Origin of the sequence: Streptomyces longhuiensis (assembly GCF_020616555.1) — a bacterium.
GTDB lineage: Bacteria > Actinomycetota > Actinomycetes > Streptomycetales > Streptomycetaceae > Streptomyces > Streptomyces longhuiensis.
Genome location: NZ_CP085173.1, coordinates 2,263,415 through 2,280,476 on the forward strand (window position 1 = coordinate 2,263,415; position 17,062 = coordinate 2,280,476).

Annotated in this window: 15 protein-coding genes; 2 read left to right on the plus strand and 13 right to left on the minus strand. The window is 69.7% G+C overall.

Annotated features, from left to right (window positions below; genetic code table 11):
* Positions 1 to 19 precede the first annotated feature (19 nt).
* The 5 genes from rpsD to LGI35_RS10680 all read right to left on the minus strand — a co-directional run bounded on the left by rpsD (position 20) and on the right by LGI35_RS10680 (position 5,304).
* Positions 20 to 634 carry a 30S ribosomal protein S4 gene (rpsD, locus tag LGI35_RS10660; RefSeq protein WP_100597404.1) on the minus strand — a complete coding sequence of 205 codons (615 nt, stop codon included), beginning with the start codon at positions 632 to 634 and terminating at the stop codon, positions 20 to 22.
* A gap of 366 nt (positions 635 to 1,000) precedes the next feature.
* Positions 1,001 to 2,371 carry a replication-associated recombination protein A gene (locus LGI35_RS10665; protein ID WP_227293646.1) on the minus strand — a complete coding sequence of 457 codons (1,371 nt, stop codon included), beginning with the start codon at positions 2,369 to 2,371 and terminating at the stop codon, positions 1,001 to 1,003.
* A gap of 81 nt (positions 2,372 to 2,452) precedes the next feature.
* Positions 2,453 to 3,097, minus strand: coding sequence for a vitamin K epoxide reductase family protein (locus LGI35_RS10670; protein WP_227293647.1), 645 nt, complete (start codon positions 3,095 to 3,097; stop codon positions 2,453 to 2,455).
* A gap of 221 nt (positions 3,098 to 3,318) precedes the next feature.
* Positions 3,319 to 4,581 (minus strand): histidine--tRNA ligase, encoded by a 1,263-nt coding sequence (hisS, locus tag LGI35_RS10675; RefSeq protein ID WP_227293648.1) that lies wholly within the window; start codon positions 4,579 to 4,581, stop codon positions 3,319 to 3,321.
* A gap of 12 nt (positions 4,582 to 4,593) precedes the next feature.
* Entirely contained in the window at positions 4,594 to 5,304 is a 711-nt protein-coding gene (locus LGI35_RS10680) for an MBL fold metallo-hydrolase (RefSeq protein WP_227293649.1), read from the minus strand.
* A gap of 216 nt (positions 5,305 to 5,520) precedes the next feature.
* On the opposite strand from LGI35_RS10680, the gene LGI35_RS10685 reads away from it, so the two are divergent.
* Positions 5,521 to 6,333, plus strand: a complete 813-nt coding sequence (locus tag LGI35_RS10685) for a peptidylprolyl isomerase (RefSeq protein ID WP_227293650.1) — start codon at positions 5,521 to 5,523, stop codon at positions 6,331 to 6,333.
* A 134-nt stretch (positions 6,334 to 6,467) separates the two neighbouring features.
* On the plus strand, positions 6,468 to 7,700 hold the full coding sequence (locus LGI35_RS10690; protein WP_227293651.1) for a DUF349 domain-containing protein: 1,233 nt from the start codon (positions 6,468 to 6,470) through the stop codon (positions 7,698 to 7,700).
* 65 nt (positions 7,701 to 7,765) lie between these two features.
* Here LGI35_RS10690 and LGI35_RS10695 read toward each other — a convergent pair whose 3' ends face one another.
* From LGI35_RS10695 to ruvC, 8 genes are all read right to left on the minus strand, one after another.
* Positions 7,766 to 10,345, minus strand: a complete 2,580-nt coding sequence (locus LGI35_RS10695) for a RelA/SpoT family protein (protein WP_227293652.1) — start codon at positions 10,343 to 10,345, stop codon at positions 7,766 to 7,768.
* A 169-nt stretch (positions 10,346 to 10,514) separates the two neighbouring features.
* Positions 10,515 to 11,063, minus strand: a complete 549-nt coding sequence (locus LGI35_RS10700) for an adenine phosphoribosyltransferase (RefSeq protein ID WP_227293653.1) — start codon at positions 11,061 to 11,063, stop codon at positions 10,515 to 10,517.
* Positions 11,060 to 12,187 (minus strand): protein translocase subunit SecF, encoded by a 1,128-nt coding sequence (gene secF / locus LGI35_RS10705; RefSeq protein ID WP_227293654.1) that lies wholly within the window; start codon positions 12,185 to 12,187, stop codon positions 11,060 to 11,062. Before secF ends, LGI35_RS10700 begins: the two co-directional genes overlap by 4 nt.
* A 1-nt stretch (position 12,188) precedes the next feature.
* Positions 12,189 to 13,982 (minus strand): protein translocase subunit SecD, encoded by a 1,794-nt coding sequence (gene secD / locus LGI35_RS10710; RefSeq protein WP_227293655.1) that lies wholly within the window; start codon positions 13,980 to 13,982, stop codon positions 12,189 to 12,191.
* Between the two features lie 139 nt (positions 13,983 to 14,121).
* Positions 14,122 to 14,613, minus strand: coding sequence for a preprotein translocase subunit YajC (gene yajC, locus LGI35_RS10715; RefSeq protein ID WP_227293656.1), 492 nt, complete (start codon positions 14,611 to 14,613; stop codon positions 14,122 to 14,124).
* A gap of 165 nt (positions 14,614 to 14,778) precedes the next feature.
* Positions 14,779 to 15,852, minus strand: a complete 1,074-nt coding sequence (gene ruvB, locus LGI35_RS10720; protein WP_227293657.1) for a Holliday junction branch migration DNA helicase RuvB — start codon at positions 15,850 to 15,852, stop codon at positions 14,779 to 14,781.
* 52 nt (positions 15,853 to 15,904) lie between these two features.
* Positions 15,905 to 16,513, minus strand: a complete 609-nt coding sequence (gene ruvA / locus LGI35_RS10725; protein WP_227293658.1) for a Holliday junction branch migration protein RuvA — start codon at positions 16,511 to 16,513, stop codon at positions 15,905 to 15,907.
* Positions 16,510 to 17,058 carry a crossover junction endodeoxyribonuclease RuvC gene (ruvC, locus tag LGI35_RS10730; protein WP_227293659.1) on the minus strand — a complete coding sequence of 183 codons (549 nt, stop codon included), beginning with the start codon at positions 17,056 to 17,058 and terminating at the stop codon, positions 16,510 to 16,512. Before ruvC ends, ruvA begins: the two co-directional genes overlap by 4 nt.
* Positions 17,059 to 17,062: the final 4 nt, after the last annotated feature.

The window sequence follows — 17,062 nt, forward strand, 5'->3', positions numbered from 1 at the left end:
TGCTACGTCCGCCGGATGATCAGCGGGCGTAGTACTCGACGACGAGCTGCTCGTCGCAGATCACGGGGATTTCCTTGCGGTTCGGGTCACGGTCCAGACGGAAGGCCAGGGCCTTCAGGTTGACCTGGAGGTAACGCGGGATCTCGCCGTCGGGGGCGAAGCCACCCTCACGCGCGACCTGGAACAGCGGCTTCTCGCGGCTGCGCTCGCGGACCATCACGACGTCGTCGGGACGGACACGGTACGACGGCTTGTCGACCTTGCCACCGTTGACCTCGATGTGGCCGTGAACGACCATCTGGCGGGCCTGGTAGATCGTGCGGGCGATGCCCGAACGCAGAACCAGGGCGTCGAGACGACGCTCCAGCTCGATGACCAGGGCCTCACCGGTCTTGAGCTGCGTCTTGGCGGCACGCTCGTAGGCGCGGACGAGCTGGCGCTCGGACACGTCGTACTGCGCACGCAGACGCTGCTTCTCGAGCAGACGGACCTTGTAGTCCGAGTTCTGCTTGCGGCCGCGGCCGTGCTCGCCCGGCGGGTAGGGGCGGGCCTCGAAGTACTTGACGGCCTTCGGGGTCAGCGCGATACCGAGGGCACGCGACTTCTTGACCTTGGGGCGGGACTGGTTCGTCATGAACCAAACACCTCATTGTTCTGTGTGGATACGGCTTCACCAGGGTTAAGGGAGGTCGCATCCGCAGCCGGGGAAACCCGCCTTGTCCTTGCGGACGGGGCAGGCAGCCGCTCCCTGGTCTGGGCACATACGTGCAGCACGCGAGTGGCCCACCGACCGTTTCCCGGGGGTCCGGGATGGTGGTGGGCTGCCCGCGACACCTATCGACGGTGCGCGACGCTCCTGGATCCCCATGCCTTGCGGCGTCGGGGTTCCGGCTGCATGTCCCGCTCTGGTGGTGCCGGCCGGAGCCGAACGCGAGACGCAGCGCTTCGGGAAGTTTACAGGGTGGCGAGGAGTGCTGCGGACCGGGGTCGCGCGGGGGCGTCAGCTGTCCGTCGCGCCCGGCTGCTCGCCGGTGAGGCGCTCGCGGACGCGCTCGGCCACGTCGGCGTACCGGGCCTCCGCTCCGTACCGGGTGGGCTGGTAGTAGCGCTTGCCCTTGACCGCGTCCGGCGCGTACTGCTGGGCGGCGATACCTCCGGGGACATCGTGCGGATACACGTATCCCTGTGCGTGGCCGAGCTTGGCCGCGCCCTTGTAGTGACCGTCGCGCAGGTGGGGCGGGACGGGGCCCGCGAGGCCCTTGCGGACGTCTTCCAGGGCGGCGCCGATCGCCGTCGTCGCGGAGTTCGACTTCGGGGCGAGGGCGAGGGCGATCGTGGCGTGGCTGAGGGTGAGCGCCGCCTCCGGGAAGCCGATCATCGCGACGGCCTGGGCCGCCGCGACGGCCGTGGGCAGCGCCGTCGGGTCGGCGAGACCGATGTCCTCGCTCGCGGAGATCATCAGGCGGCGGGCGATGAAGCGGGGGTCTTCGCCGGCCTCGATCATGCGGGCCAGATAGTGCAGGGCCGCGTCCACGTCCGAGCCGCGGATGGACTTGATCAGGGCGCTCGCGACGTCGTAGTGCTGGTCGCCGTCCCGGTCGTACTTGACCGCGGCGCGGTCGACCGACTCCTCCAGGGTCTGGAGAGTGATCTCCTTCTCCTGCTTGGCGAGGGCCGAGCCCGCGCCCGCCTCCAGCGCCGTGAGGGCCCGGCGCGCGTCGCCGCCCGCGATGCGCAGCAGGTGGCCCTCCGCCTCCTCGGGGAGCGTGACCGCGCCGCCGAGACCGCGCTCCTCGGCGAGGGCCCGCCGGAGCAGCGAGCGCAGGTCGTCGTCCGTGAGGGATTCGAGGGTGAGGAGCAGGGAGCGGGACAGGAGCGGGGAGATGATCGAGAAGTACGGGTTCTCGGTGGTCGCCGCGATGAGCGTGACCCAGCGGTTCTCGACGGCCGGCAGCAGGGAGTCCTGCTGGGCCTTGCTGAAGCGGTGGATCTCGTCGAGGAAGAGGACGGTCTCCTTGCCGTGGCCTCCGAGTGCCCGGCGGGCGCCGTCGATGACGGCCCGCACTTCCTTGACGCCCGCGGTGATCGCGGAGAGCTCCACGAAGCGCTTGTTCGTGGCCTTGGAGACGACGTACGCGAGGGTCGTCTTGCCGATGCCGGGCGGGCCCCAGAGGATCACCGACGAAGGTCCGGCGGGGCCTCCGCCGCCCTCCCCCACGAGGCGGCGCAGGGGTGAGCCCGGCTTCAGCAGGTGCTGCTGGCCGACGACTTCGTCGAGGGTGCGCGGGCGCATCCGGACGGCCAGGGGGCTGCTGGACGGGTCCTTTTCCTGGCGGTCTTCGGCTGCGGCGGTGAACAGGTCGGGCTCCACGTCGAAAACCCTATGTCACCCCACTGACAATCCCGCCCGGCCCCGTGCGGCAGGGGCCCCGGCCACGGTCCGGACCGCGGCTCAGCTGGTCCAGAAGTCCCACCAGCGCGTCAGGATCAGCATCCCGATGATCCCGACGTGCAGCACGGGCAGGACCCACGTGAACTCACCGAAGAACGACCGCAGCCAGGACGGCGCGGGCAGGAACCCGTTGCGCACATTGAACGACGTCACGTACCAGAACATGACGATCGTGGCGACCCACGCCAGAGAGCACCACAGGCACAGCGAGTTGATCCGGTACAGCGACTGGAACTGCAGCCACGTGCAGAACCCGACCCCGAACAGCGTGCCCGCGTTGAACGTCAGCCAGTACCAGCGCGGGAACCGCGCCCGCCCCAGCAGACTCATCCCCACGCAGATCACGACGGCGTAGGCCGCGAGACCCAGCATCGGGTTCGGGAACCCGAACACCGACGCCTGCTCGCTCTTCATGATGTTCCCGCAGGACACCACCGGGTTGAGGCTGCAGCCCGGCGTGAAGTTCGGGTCCTCGAGCAGCTTGAACTTGTCGATCGTGATGACCCACGCCGCGAGCAGCCCCGCCGCACCGGTGATCACCAGAAGCAGCGCGAAACCCAGGGAACCCCCGGCGCTGCGGGCAGCGCCCGCTCCGTCGTCGCCGGTGGAGGAGGCACTGTCGCTTGCCGTGGTCGTCTTGCTCATCACGCCGTTCCGTCGCTTGGGGTGGTGGCCTGCTGGCAGCCTCATTCTGCCGCACGCTCCTGTGTGTCCACCGTTCGATGGCCATAAGCATGTACGGCCGACGGTCCCGAGGTGTTCGCTCCGACGGGACGCTCCCTGACGTGACGACGTGCACGGCGCGAACGAAAAAGGAGCGGGGCACGCGCGCGTGCCCCGCTCCTTCGCCGACTCCAGAGGCCCGGCTACGCCAGCTTGGCCTTCAGGACGGCCACGATCTCGTCGACCGCCACCGCGTCCTGCTCTCCCGACTCCATGTCCTTGAGCTGGACGACGCCGTCGGCGAGGTCGCGTTCGCCGGCCACGATCGTGAAGCGGGCGCCGCTGCGGTTCGCGTTCTTCATCGCGCCCTTGAGGCCCTTGCCGCCGTACGAGAAGTCGGCGGAGACGCCGGCCCGGCGCAGCTCCGTCACCTTGGAGAAGAGGACGCGGCGCGCCTCGTCGCCGAGCGGGACCGCGAACACGCTGGTGGTGGAGGGGAGTTCGAGCTCCACGCCCTCCGCCTCGAGCGCCAGGACCGTACGGTCGACGCCGAGCGCCCAGCCGACGGACGGCAGCGAGGGGCCGCCGATCATCTCGGAGAGGCCGTCGTAGCGGCCGCCGCCGCCCACCGCGGACTGCGAGCCGAGACCGTCGTGGACGAACTCGAAGGTGGTGCGCGTGTAGTAGTCGAGGCCGCGGACCAGCTTCTCGTCGTCCTCGTAGGCGACGCCTTCGGCGGTCAGGAGTTCACGGACCTGCTCGTGGTACGCCTTGCAGCCGTCGCACAGGTAGTCGCGCAGCGAGGGGGCGCCGACGAGCTGCTTCTGGACCTCGGGGCGCTTGTCGTCGAGGACGCGCAGCGGGTTGATCTCGGCGCGGCGCAGCGTGTCCTCGTCGAGGTCGAGGCCGCGCAGGAAGTCCTGGAGGGCGGCGCGGTAGACCGGCCGGCACTCCTTGTCGCCGAGCGAGTTCAGCAGGATGCGGAAGTCGCGCAGCCCGAGCGAGCGGTACGCCTGGTCGGCCAGGATGATCAGCTCGGCGTCGAGCGCCGGGTCCTCTGCGCCGATCGCCTCGGCGCCGACCTGCGAGAAGTGCCTGTAACGGCCCTTCTGGGGGCGCTCGTAGCGGTAGTACGAGCCGGAGTACCAGAGCTTCACCGGGAGGTTTCCGGCCTTGTGGAGGTTGGCCTCCAGGGCGGCACGCAGCACGGACGCGGTGCCCTCGGGACGCAGGGCGAGCTTGTCGCCGCCCTTCGTCTCGAAGGCGTACATCTCCTTGGTGACGATGTCGGTGGACTCACCGACACCGCGCGCGAACAGCTCGACGTTCTCGAAGCCGGGCGTCTCGACGTAGCCGTAGCCGGAGTTCCTCAGCGGGGTGGAGATGGCGTCGCGCACCGCGAGGTACTTCGCGGAGTCGGGGGGAAGCAGGTCGTACGTGCCCTTGGGGGCCTGAAAGGTGCTCACGGAAGTCTCTCGTCACATTCCTCGTCGGGGAGCCTCGAAGGAGGTTCCCTGGCCGGCGGCCACCTGCCGCAGATACGGGTTGGTGGCGCGCTCCTGGCCGATGGTCGTCTGGGAGCCGTGCCCGGAGAGCACCACGGTCGAGTCGTCGAGCGGCAGGCACACGCGTGCCAGCGACTCGAGCATGTCGTCCATGGAGCCACCGGGCAGATCGGTACGTCCGATGGAGCCGGCGAAGAGCAGATCCCCGGAGAAGAACACGGACGGGATGTCCGCGCTCTCGGGCATCGTGAAGGCCACCGACCCCTTGGTATGACCCGGCGCGTGCGCCACGGTCAGGTCGAGGCCCGCCAGCTTCAGTTCGGTGCCGTCGCTCAGCTCCCGCACGTCGTCGGGCTCCCCCACGGTCAGCTCGCCCATCAGCGGCATACCGATGGAGCGGCCGATCCCCTTCTCCGGGTCGCTCATCATGTAGCGGTCGGAGGGGTGGATCCACGCCGGGACGTCATGGGCCCCGCACACGGGGACGACGGAGGCGACGTGGTCGATGTGGCCATGCGTGAGGATGACCGCGACCGGCTTGAGCCGATGCTTCTTGAGCGCGTCCTCGACTCCCTGGGCGGCCTGGTGGCCGGGGTCGATGATCACGCACTCCTCACCCGCGGCGGGGGCAACCAGGTAACAGTTGGTGCCCCAGGCCCCGGCGGGGAACCCGGCAATCAGCACGATCGTCCTTCGTATGTCGTCCGGCGGAAGTGTGTCCGCAGAAGAATGCGGCAGATCAGAGCCTACCGGCGCTGCCGATTCCACAGCTAACCCATATACGGTACGGGGCACACAGCAGGCGGTCGTAACAGGTCCAGTTCAGACCGGGTTCGTCCCGTTGGGATCACTTCGCAGCGGTTCGGAATCAGGTCTCGCGACGTACGAGGAGTAGACCCGGTGGTCAGCAACGATCAGCGGCGGCGGCAGCTCGCCCGGGAGAAGTTCTTGCGGCAGCAGCAGCGGCGGGAGTCCGCGCGGCGCAAGGCGCGCACACGCAACACGGTGATCGCGTCGGCGTTGGCCGTGGTCGTGGTGGCGGGCGCCGGCGCGTTCGCCGCCGGGGCCTTCGACGGCAAGGACAAGAAGGACTCCGCGGCCTCCAAGCCGAGCGCGAGCCCCTCCAAGGCCGCCGACCCGTGCAAGAAGCCCGCCGCGGGCAAGGTGAAGTCGCTCAGCTGGAAGAAGGAGCCGGCGCTCACCGTCGACAAGGCGGCGGACTACACGATGAACCTCGCGACGACGTGCGGCGACATCGGCATCGACCTCAAGACGAAGGAGGCCCCGCACACGGTCAACTCCTTCGACTTCCTCGCCGGCAAGGGCTTCTTCGACCACACCAAGTGCCACCGGCTCACCACCAACGGCATCTACGTCCTGCAGTGCGGCGACCCGAAGGGCACCGGCGCGGGCGGCCCGGGCTACACGATCCCGGACGAGAACCTGAAGGACAAAAGCCTGAAGGGGAACGTGTACCCGGCGGGCACCATCGCGATGGCGAACACGGGCCAGAAGCACACCGGCGGCAGCCAGTTCTTCCTCGTGTACCAGGACAGTCAGTTGCCGCCGAGCTACACACCGTTCGGGACCATTTCCGATTCCGGCATGAAGGTGCTCAAGAAGATCGCCGCCGCTGGTGAGAGCACCGGGCAGGGTGACGGCGCCCCGAACGCCACCGTCGTGATCGACAAGGCGACCGTGACGAAATCCTGACCGCCGGCGGTGAAATTTCGGTCGCGCGGGATGCGGACAGCCGCCCCGCCGGTCGCCTATGTTGGCCGTGACGAAACTGTGGACGATGCCCGGGGCCCCAAGGCGCCCCGCAGGCATCATGTGGAGGAGGCGCTGTGAGCAGCGACCCGTGGGGCCGCGTCGACGAGACGGGGACCGTGTACGTGCGTTCGGCCGACGGCAGCGAGCGTGAAGTCGGTTCGTGGCAGGCAGGTTCTCCTGATGAGGCCCTCGCCTACTTCAAGCGCAAGTACGACGGCCTGGTCGTCGAGATCGGGCTCCTCGAGCGCCGGGTGCAGACGACCGACCTGTCGGCGAAGGACGCCACGACCGCCATCGAGCACCTGCGCGAGCAGGTGACCGACGCGCACGCCGTCGGCGATCTGGAGGCTCTGGGCAAGCGCCTGGACAAGCTCGTCGAGACCGTCGACGCGCGCCGCGAGGAGCGCAAGGTCCAGAAGGCGAAGCAGTCCGACGAGGCGCGGCACGCCAAGGAGGCCCTGGTCACCGAGGCCGAGGAGCTCGCCCAGAGCGAGCAGTGGCGCGCGGCCGGCGAGCGGCTGCGGGCGCTGGTGGACACCTGGAAGGGTCTGCCGCGTCTGGACCGCAAGTCGGACGACGAGCTCTGGCACCGCTTCTCGCACGCGCGCTCGGCGTTCTCGAAGCGCCGCAAGGCGCACTTCGCCTCGCTGGACGCACAGCGCGAGGACGCCCGCCAGGCCAAGGAGAAGCTGGTCGCCGAGGCCGAGTCGCTGTCGGGCTCGACCGACTGGGGAACCACGGCCGCCCGGTACCGCGAGCTGATGACGGACTGGAAGGCCGCGGGCCGCGCCCAGCGCGAGCACGAGGACGACCTGTGGAACCGCTTCCGCGGCGCCCAGGACGTGTTCTTCGCGGCCCGCAGCTCGGTCTTCGCCGAGCGGGACGCCGAGCAGGGCGAGAACCTCAAGCTCAAGGAGGAGCTCGCCGACGAGGCGGAGAAGCTCCTGCCGATCGGGGACCTGAAGACGGCCCGCGCCGCCTTCCGCTCGATCAACGAGCGCTGGGAGGCCATCGGCCACGTGCCGCGCGACGCGCGTCCGAAGGTCGAGGGCCGGATGCACGCCGTGGAGCGGGCCCTTCAGGAGTCCGAGGAGACCGAGTGGCGCCGTACGAACCCGGAGGCACGCGCGCGTGCCGAGGGGCTCACCGGTCAGCTCCAGGCCGCGGTCGACAAGCTGCGGGGCCAGATCGACACGGCCCGCGCACAGGGCAACAACGCGAGGGCCGACAAGCTCGAGCGTGAGCTCGACGGCCGTCAGGCGCTGCTCGACCAGGCGCTCAAGGGCCTGCACGAGTTCGGCGGCTGAGCAGGCATCACATGAGAAGGGGCCCCCGGCGCTGAGCGCCGGGGGCCCCTTCTCATGTCGGTCGGCTACGGCCTGCGCGCCGACGTCACGCGGTAGACGTCGTAGACGCCCTCCACTCCCCTGACCGCCTTCAGGACGTGACCCAGGTGCTTGGGGTCGCCCATCTCGAAGGTGAAGCGGGAGGTGGCCACCCGGTCGCGGGACGTCTGCACGGCCGCGGACAGGATGTTGACGTGCTGGTCGGACAGAACCCTGGTGACGTCCGAGAGCAGGCGCGAGCGGTCGAGGGCCTCCACCTGTATGGCGACGAGGAAGACCGAGGACTGCGTGGGCGCCCACTCGACCTCGAGGATCCGCTCGGGCTCGCGGGACAGCGACTCGACGTTCACACAGTCGCTGCGGTGCACCGATACGCCGCTGCCGCGCGTGACGAAGCCGATGATGGGGTCACCGGGGACGGGCGTACAGCAGCGGGCCAGCTTGACCCACACGTCCTCGACGCCCTTGACGACCACGCCGGGGTCGGCGTTCGCACGGCGCTTGCGGCCGCGCGACGGCGGTGCGCTCTCGGCGATGTCCTCGTTGGCGGCCTCCTCGCCGCCGAGGGCCTGCACGAGCTTCTGGACGACGCTCTGGGCGGTGACGTGGCCTTCGCCGATCGCCGCGTACAGGGACGAGATGTCGGGGTACCGCATCTCGTGCGCGAGCGTGACGAGGGAGTCGCCCGTCAGGATGCGCTGGATCGGCAGGTTCTGCTTGCGCATGGCGCGCGCGATGGCGTCCTTGCCCTGCTCGATCGCCTCGTCGCGGCGCTCCTTGGAGAACCACGCGCGGATCTTGTTGCGCGCGCGGGGCGACTTGACGAAGCCCAGCCAGTCCCGCGAAGGCCCGGCGCCGGCCGCCTTGGAGGTGAAGACCTCCACCAGGTCGCCGTTGTCCAGGGTCGATTCGAGCGGTACGAGCCGACCGTTGACCCGCGCTCCTATGGTGCGGTGGCCGACCTCGGTGTGGACCGCGTAGGAGAAGTCGACGGGGGTCGCTCCGGCCGGGAGCGCTATGACGTCGCCCTTCGGCGTGAAGACGAAGACCTCGTTGCGCGAGAGGTCGAAGCGCAGGGACTCCAGGAACTCGCCCGGGTCCTCCGTCTCCTTCTGCCAGTCGAGCAACTGGCGCAGCCACGCCATGTCGTTGAGGTGGTCGTCCTTGCCGGTGGCCTTCGGCTGGTCACTGCGCACCTTGGAGGCGCCGGCGACGGCCTCCTGCTTGTACTTCCAGTGCGCGGCGATGCCGTACTCGGCGCGCCGGTGCATGTCGAACGTACGGATCTGCAGCTCGACGGGCTTGCCGTTGGGGCCGATCACCGTCGTGTGCAGCGACTGGTACATGTTGAACTTGGGCATCGCGATGTAGTCCTTGAACCGGCCGGGGACCGGGTTCCATCGCGCGTGCACCGTGCCGAGGGCGGCGTAGCAGTCCCTCACCGTGTCGACCAGGACACGGATGCCCACCAGGTCGTAGATCTCCGCGAAGTCACGGCCGCGGACGATCATCTTCTGGTAGACGCTGTAGTAGTGCTTCGGGCGGCCGGTGACGGTCGCCTTGATGCGGGCGGCGCGCAGGTCGCTCTGCACCTCGTCGGTCACTATGGCGAGGTACTCGTCGCGCTTGGGCGCGCGCTCGGCCACCAGACGCACGATCTCGTCGTACATCTTGGGGTAGAGGATCGCGAAGGCGAGGTCCTCCAGCTCCCACTTGATGGTGTTCATGCCCAGGCGGTGCGCCAGCGGAGCGTAGATCTCCAGCGTCTCGCGGGCCTTCTTCTCCTGCTTCTCGCGCTTGAGGTAGCGCATCGTGCGCATGTTGTGCAGGCGGTCGGCGAGCTTGATGACCAGGACGCGCGGGTCCTTGGCCATCGCGACGACCATCTTGCGCACGGTCTCGGCCTGCGCGGCCTCGCCGAACTTGACCTTGTCGAGCTTGGTGACGCCGTCGACGAGGAGGGCGACCTGGTCACCGAAGTCGCGGCGCAGGGTGTCCAGGCCGTACTCGGTGTCCTCGACGGTGTCGTGCAGCAGGCCCGCCATGAGCGTCGCGGGGTCCATGCCGAGCTCGGCGAGGATCGTCGTCACGGCCAGCGGGTGCGTGATGTACGGGTCGCCGCTCTTGCGCTTCTGGCCGCGGTGCCAGCGCTCGGCGACCTGGTAGGCGCGCTCGACCTGGCGGAGCGTGGACGTCTCGATCTTCGGGTCGTTGCTGCGCACTATCCGCAGCAGCGGCTCGAGAACGGGGTTGTACGGGTTCGAGCGCTGCACGCCGAGACGGGCGAGGCGGGCGCGGACGCGGTTCGAGGAGCCGGAGCGTGCGGGCTGGCCTGCCGCGGGGCGCACCACGGGCGGCGTGGGCGGTACGGCCGGAGCCGGGGCGGCGGGAGCGGGGGCCGGGCTCTTGCCTGCGGGCGGCTTGGGGCGCGGCTGCTCGGCCGTCTTGCCTTCCGGGGTGCCGGTGGAACTCGGCCCGGTCTTGCCGGTCTTCCCGGGCACGCCTGCGGGAGCCGCGGCCTGGTCGGCCTTCTGGTCGGGCTTGGCGGCTGTGGGAACCCCCACGCGCTCGGCGCTGGGGGAGAGTGGCTTGGCCTCGTCTGGCAACGGCGCTCCTCGTGCGCGACGGGTCCCCCGTTCAGGTCCCGGAGAGCCCATGGTATCGACACTGGGCCGCCCGCTCGCCTTCGGCCGGAGGAACGGCTTTCAACAGGGCAAACGCAAAAGGCGGGCACCGGATTCCTCCGGGCCCGCCCTTACGCCTGTGACCAGGTGTTCAGACCATCAGCAGTGCGTCCAGCGGGGCGCCGTCAAGAGCCGGAAGCAGCCGTTCGCGGCCACCCAGGAAACCCAGCTCCATCAGGACGGCGATGCCGGCGACCTCGGCGCCCGCGCGCCGGATGAGCCGCACCGACGCCTCGGCCGTGCCGCCGGTGGCGAGGACGTCGTCGATCACCATGACGCGGTCACCCGCGACCAGGTCCTCGGCGTGCACCTCGATCTCGGCCGACCCGTACTCCAGGTCGTACGACTGGCTGAGCGTCGCCCCGGGGAGCTTGCCGGCCTTGCGTACGGGGATGAAGCCGAGCCCGGCGCGTACGGCGACGGGGGCGCCCAGGATGAACCCGCGCGCCTCCAGGCCGACGACCTTGGTGGCGCCGTTCGCGACGCAGAGCTCCGCGAGGGCGTCGGTGAGTGCCGTGAACGCCGACGGGTCCGCCAGGAGCGGGGTGATGTCCTTGAACATCACGCCCGGTTCCGGGTAGTCCGGCACGTCGCGGATGCGGCTGTGGAGCAGTGCCGAGAGTTCTGCGAGCTCGGTCATCGACGCTTCCCCGAGGGCCGGCCGCGGCCGCGGTTGCGCGACGCGGGCTGGTTGCGGGGGCCGACTACCGCGGCGGCCTCGTCGTCCGACGGGTCGTCGTCGAAGTCGTCGCCCTCGCCCTGCGGCTCCGGGGCCTCGGCGGACTCGCCCTTGGCGGCCGCCGCCGCGCGCTTGGCGAGCACGCGCTTCTTCAGGGCCTTGATCTGCGGGTCGCGTTCCTTGAGGTCGGCGACGAGCGGAGTGGCGATGAAGATCGACGAGTACGCACCGGCCGCGAGACCGACGAACAGCGACAGCGAGATGTCGTTGAGCATGCCGGCGCCGAGGAAACCGCCACCGATGAACAGCAGGCCCGCCACCGGCAGCAGCGCGACGACCGTGGTGTTGATCGAACGCACCAGCGTGCCGTTGATGGAGCGGTTGGCGATCTCGCTGTACGTGTAACGGGTCTGCTTGGTGATGTCCTTCGTGCCCTCCTTCAAGGAGTCGAAGACGACCACCGTGTCGTAGAGCGAGTAACCGAGGATGGTCAGCAGACCGATCACCGTACCCGTGGTGACCTCGAAGCCGACCAGGGCGTAGATCCCGACCGTGATCGTGATGTCGTGGATCAGTGCGACCAGAGCCGCGATGGCCATGCGCCACTCGAAGGCGATGGCCAGATAGATCACCACGAGGATCATGAACACGATCAGGCCGGTCCATGCCTTGTTGGCGATCGTCTCGCCCCAGCTGGGTCCGACGAGGTCGGCGTTGATCTTCGCCTCGGGGACGTTCAGGTCCTTGGCGAGTTCGGTCTTGATCTGGTCGGACTTCGCGGTGTCCACGCCGGAGATCTGGATACGCAGACCGCCGGTGCCGAGCTCCTGGACGATCGCGTCGTGCCCGGAGGCCGCTTCGGCGGAGCGCTCCGCCGTGCCGGCGGAGACGCTGGTCTTCGGGGTGGTGAAGACCGCGCCGCCCTCGAACTCGATGCCCATGTTCAGACCACGCACCGCCAGGCCGACGATGGCCGTGATGGTGATCAGGATCGAGATGCCGTACCAGATCTTGCGCTTGCCGATGAAGTCGTAGCCGACTTCACCGCGGATGAGCCGGGCGCCGAGATGGCCGAGCTTCGACATCTCACGCCTCCTTCGTGTCGACAGGGCCTACGGGAGAGCCGGGGGCACGGCGTGTGCGACGCAGTGGCGGCTTGGCGCCGAGGCGCTTCGGGTCGAGCCCGGACCACGGGTGTCCGCTCGCGAAGAACTTCTTGCGGGCCAGGAGCGTCATCAGCGGCTTGGTGAACAGGAAGACGACGACCACGTCGAGCACGGTGGTCAGGCCGAGCGTGAACGCGAAGCCCTGGACCTTGCCGACGGTGACGACGAACAGCACCGCGGCGGCGAGGAACGACACGAAGTCGGAGACCAGGATCGTGCGCCGGGCCCGCGGCCAGGCGCGCTCGACGGAGGGCCGCAGCGAGCGACCCTCACGGATCTCGTCCCTGATGCGTTCGAAGAACACGATGAACGAGTCGGCCGTGATACCGATCGCCACGATCGCGCCGCAGACCGCCGGCAGGTTCAGCGCGAAGCCGATGGCCGGGCCGAGGAGCGTCATGATCACGTAGGTGAGGATCGCGGACACCATGAGCGAGGCGAGCGCGATCAGCGACAGGCCGCGGTAGTAGACCACCAGGTAGATCACGACCAGCAGGAGGCCGATGGCGCCGGCGATCAGACCGGCGTGCAGCTGCTCACCACCGAGGGCCGCGGTGACCGTCGTGACGCTCTGCTCCTGGAAGGAGAGCGGGAGCGCACCGTAGGACAGCACGTTGGCGAGGTCCTGGGCGGACTGCTGGTCGAAGCTGCCGGAGATCTCCGCGCTGCCGCTCAGGGTCGAGCTGACGCTGGGGGCCGAGACCACGTCGCCGTCGAGGACGATGGCGAACTGGTTCATCGGCGGCTGCTGCTGCGAGAGCTTGCTGGTGATCTTCGCGAACTTCTTCGAGCCGCTGCCCGTGAAGTCCATGTTGACGACCCAGGCACCGGTCTGCTGGTTGATCGTGGCCTGCGCCTTGTCGACGTCCTTACCGTTCACCTCGGCGGGGCCGAGGATGTACTTCTCCCACTGGCCGGACGAGTTCTTGCCACAGGCCACGGCGGTGTCCTCGGGCCTGACGCCCGAGGTGACCTGGCTGCGGGCGGCCTTGTCGGTGCAGTCGAGGTCCGTGAACTTCTTCTGCAGCGCGGCGGTGGCCGGGTCCGGGGTGGAGCTCGCCGAGGGGGTGGGCTTGCCGCTCGCGGAGGAGCCGGCGCTCGGCGTCGGGGAGGAGTCGGCCTTCAGGGCGTCGGTGACAGCACGGCCCTGCGGGGTCGCGGAGGCGGTCGGTGTGGGGGTCGGCGTGCTGGACGCCTTGCCCGTGCCGCCGTCCGTGGCCTTGTCCGCCGCCTTGTCGGTGGCCTTGTCGGTCGCCTTGCCCTTGTCCGAGCCCGAAGGGCTGGCGGAGGGCTCGGGAGTGGGCGCACCGGCGGCCACGGTGATCACGGGGCGGAAGTAGAGCTGGGCGGTCGTGCCGACCTGCTCGCGCGCCTGCGCCTCGTTCGTCCCCTTGGGGATGTTGACGATGATGTTGTCGGAGCCCTGGGTCTGGACCTCGGACTCCGTGACCCCCAGACCGTTGACGCGGCGCTCGATGATGCTCACGGCCGTGTTCATGTTGGTCTGGTTGACCGCGTTCTTCTGACCCGGCTCACTCTTCGCCTTGAGCGTGATGCTCGTACCACCGGCGAGGTCGATGCCCAGGCGCGGCGTGGTGTGGCCGGACAGGAACATCCCGCCGGTCAGCGCCACCATCGCGATCAGGATGAAGGCCAGGGTGCGGCCCGGCCTGCTCTGGGCGCCGTGACTTCGGCCCTTCTTGGGTGCTGCCACCTTCTCGTTCTCCCTCTCCATCCGTCCAGCAGCGGGGTACGTGCCCGGACGGCCATGAAATGGTGTCGAGAATCCGTGCGGAAATCACACGTCCGGGACCGCGGAGCGCGAGCGGGCGCGCGCGGTCCTGGGGGCGTGACTACTTCGCGTCGGACTCGCCGTCGGTCTTCTTCGGCTCGGCGCCGTCGGCCTCGGGGGCTGCGTCAGCGGCAGCAGCCTCGTCCTTCTTGCCGAGGTCGATGCGCGAGTCGTCGGCGGACTCGTCGGTCTCGGTGAGGGAGGAAGCGTCGTCCGGCACGATCGCACCATCGGCGCCGAGGGCGTCGTGGTCATCGTTGTCATCACTCTCGGTGCCGTGGACGATGCGGTTGTACTCGTCGTCGGCGAGGACGGCGCCGATCGAGTTCTTCGCGTAGACGGCGTGGACGCCGGGGGCCACCTCCAGAAGGACCATCTCGTCGTGGACCTCCTTGACGGTGGCGTACATGCCCCCGATCGTGCGGACGCCGGAACCGGGCTGCATCTGGTCCCGCATCTGGCCTGCCGCCTGCTGCTTCTTCTTGGCGGAGCGGGTCATCAGGAACATGGCCCCGATGAGCACGATGAACGGGAGGAGGGTCACGATATTCACGGGACGGAAATTCCTTCGCACGACCGCGCACGTAAGCGGCCTGTTGGATGGGGGTGGGCACGCCGTCCACAAGGGCGGCATCGGCGGAGTCTAAGCGAGTCCACGCTCAAGGAACAACGCTCGACATGGCCCCGGGGTTCCTGACCTCACGACTACGCAGCGCGATCACGCCCCGAAGAGGTCCTGTTGTCCGCTTGTGCCCCTTGTCTGCTGGGGCGGCGTGAGGCCGAGGTGCGCCCATGCCGCCGGGGTGGCGACGCGCCCGCGCGGGGTACGGGCCAGTAGGCCTTCGCGTACGAGGAAGGGTTCGGCGACCTCCTCGACCGTCTCGCGCTCCTCCCCCACGGCGACCGCCAGGGTGGAGAGGCCGACGGGGCCGCCGCCGAAGAGCTTGATCAGCGCTTCGAGGACGGCGCGGTCGAGCCGGTCGAGGCCGCGGCCGTCCACCTCGTAGACGCCGAGGGCCACCCCGGCGATGTCACGCGTGATGTGCCCGTCGGCCTTGACCTGCGCGTAGTCACGGACCCGGCGCAGCAGTCGGTTGGCGATACGGGGGGTGCCCCGGGAGCGGCCGGCGATCTCGGCGGCGCCGTGGGCGTCGATCTCCACGTCGAGGAGGTTCGCGGAGCGGTGGATGACGCGCTCCAGCTCGGCAGGCTCGTAGAACTCCATGTGCGCCGTGAAGCCGAAGCGGTCGCGCAGCGGCGGCGGCAGCAGCCCCGCGCGCGTGGTGGCGCCGACGAGGGTGAACGGGGGCAGCTCGAGCGGGATGGCCGTGGCGCCGGGGCCCTTGCCGACGATGACGTCGACCCGGTAGTCCTCCATCGCCATGTAGAGCATCTCTTCGGCGGGGCGGGACATGCGGTGGATCTCGTCGAGGAAGAGGACCTCGCCCTCCTGGAGGGAGGAGAGGATCGCGGCCAGGTCGCCGGCGTGCTGGATGGCCGGGCCGCTGGTGATCCGGATGGGGGCGCCCATCTCGGCCGCGATGATCATGGAGAGCGTGGTCTTGCCGAGGCCGGGCGCTCCGGAGAGCAGGACGTGGTCGGCGGTGGCACCACGCGCGCGTGCCGCCCTGAGGACCAGGTCGAGCTGCTCGCGGACCTTCTCCTGGCCGATGAACTCGCCCAGGTCCTTGGGGCGCAGGGCGGCCTCGACCGCCTGGTCCTCGCGGTCGGCGACAGAGCCCACGAGCCGCTCGGCGTCGGGCGTCGCGTCGGTCGTGTCGTCCCAGTTCATGAGGTGTGCCTCGCGGTGGTGGTGGTTCGGGCGGGGAGCGGGCGCTCCCCGGTCAGCGGGTGCGGTTCAGCGTCTGGAGCGCGGCCTTGAGGAGCTTGCCGACCTGCGGCGTGCCGCCCTCCTCCTCGGCCTGCGGGGCGACCGCCTCGATGGCCTCGTCGGCCTCGCGGGTGGCGTAGCCGAGCCCGATGAGCGCGGCGTGCAGCTGGTCGCGCCAGCCGGAGGTCACGGGGGCGCCCACGCCCGTACCGGTGCCGAGGGGCGCGCCGAGCCGGTCCTTGAGGTCGAGGAGCAGCTTCTGGGCACCCTTCTTGCCGATGCCGGGCACGGCGGTGAGCGACTTCTCGTCGCCGGAGGCCACCGCACGGCGCAGGGCGTCGGGGCTGTGCACGGCGAGCATGGCCTGCGCGAGCCGCGGTCCGACGCCACTGGCGGTCTGGAGCAGCTCGAAGGTCTGCCGCTCGTCGTCGTCGGCGAAGCCGTAGAGCGTGAGCGAGTCCTCGCGTACGACGAGGGAGGTGGCGAGCTTGGTCTGCTGGCCGATGCGGAGCCCGGAGAGCGTGTTCGGGCTGCACTGGACGGCCATGCCGATACCGCCGACCTCGACCACCGCGGTGTCAGGGGCGAGGGCGGCCACCGGGCCGCTGACGAAGGCGATCATGCGATACGGCCTTTCGGTGCTGAGGCGGGTTTCGATGCGTGCAGGGCGACGGCCTGCTGGAGTCTGTTCTGCGCGGGGGCGCGCCAGATGTGACAGATGGCGAGGGCCAGGGCGTCGGCCGCGTCGGCGGGCTTGGGGGGTGCGTCCAGTCTCAGCAGGCGTGTCACCATGGCGCCCACCTGTGCCTTGTCGGCACGTCCGCTGCCCGTCACGGCGGCCTTGACCTCGCTGGGCGTGTGGAGGGCCACGGGGATGCCGCGGCGGCTGGCGCAGAGCATGGCGACCGCGCTCGCCTGGGCCGTCCCCATGACCGTCCGCACGTTGTGCTGGCTGAACACCCGCTCCACGGCGACGAATTCGGGACGGTACTCGTCGAGCCACTGCTCGATGCCCTGCTCGATGGCGACGAGGCGGTGGCCCAACTCCGCGTCGGCCGGGGTCCGTACGACGCCGACACCACGCATCGTCAGGGGCCGCCCCGCGACTCCCTCGACCACGCCGACACCGCACCGGGTCAGCCCCGGGTCCACGCCGAGTACGCGCACCCCG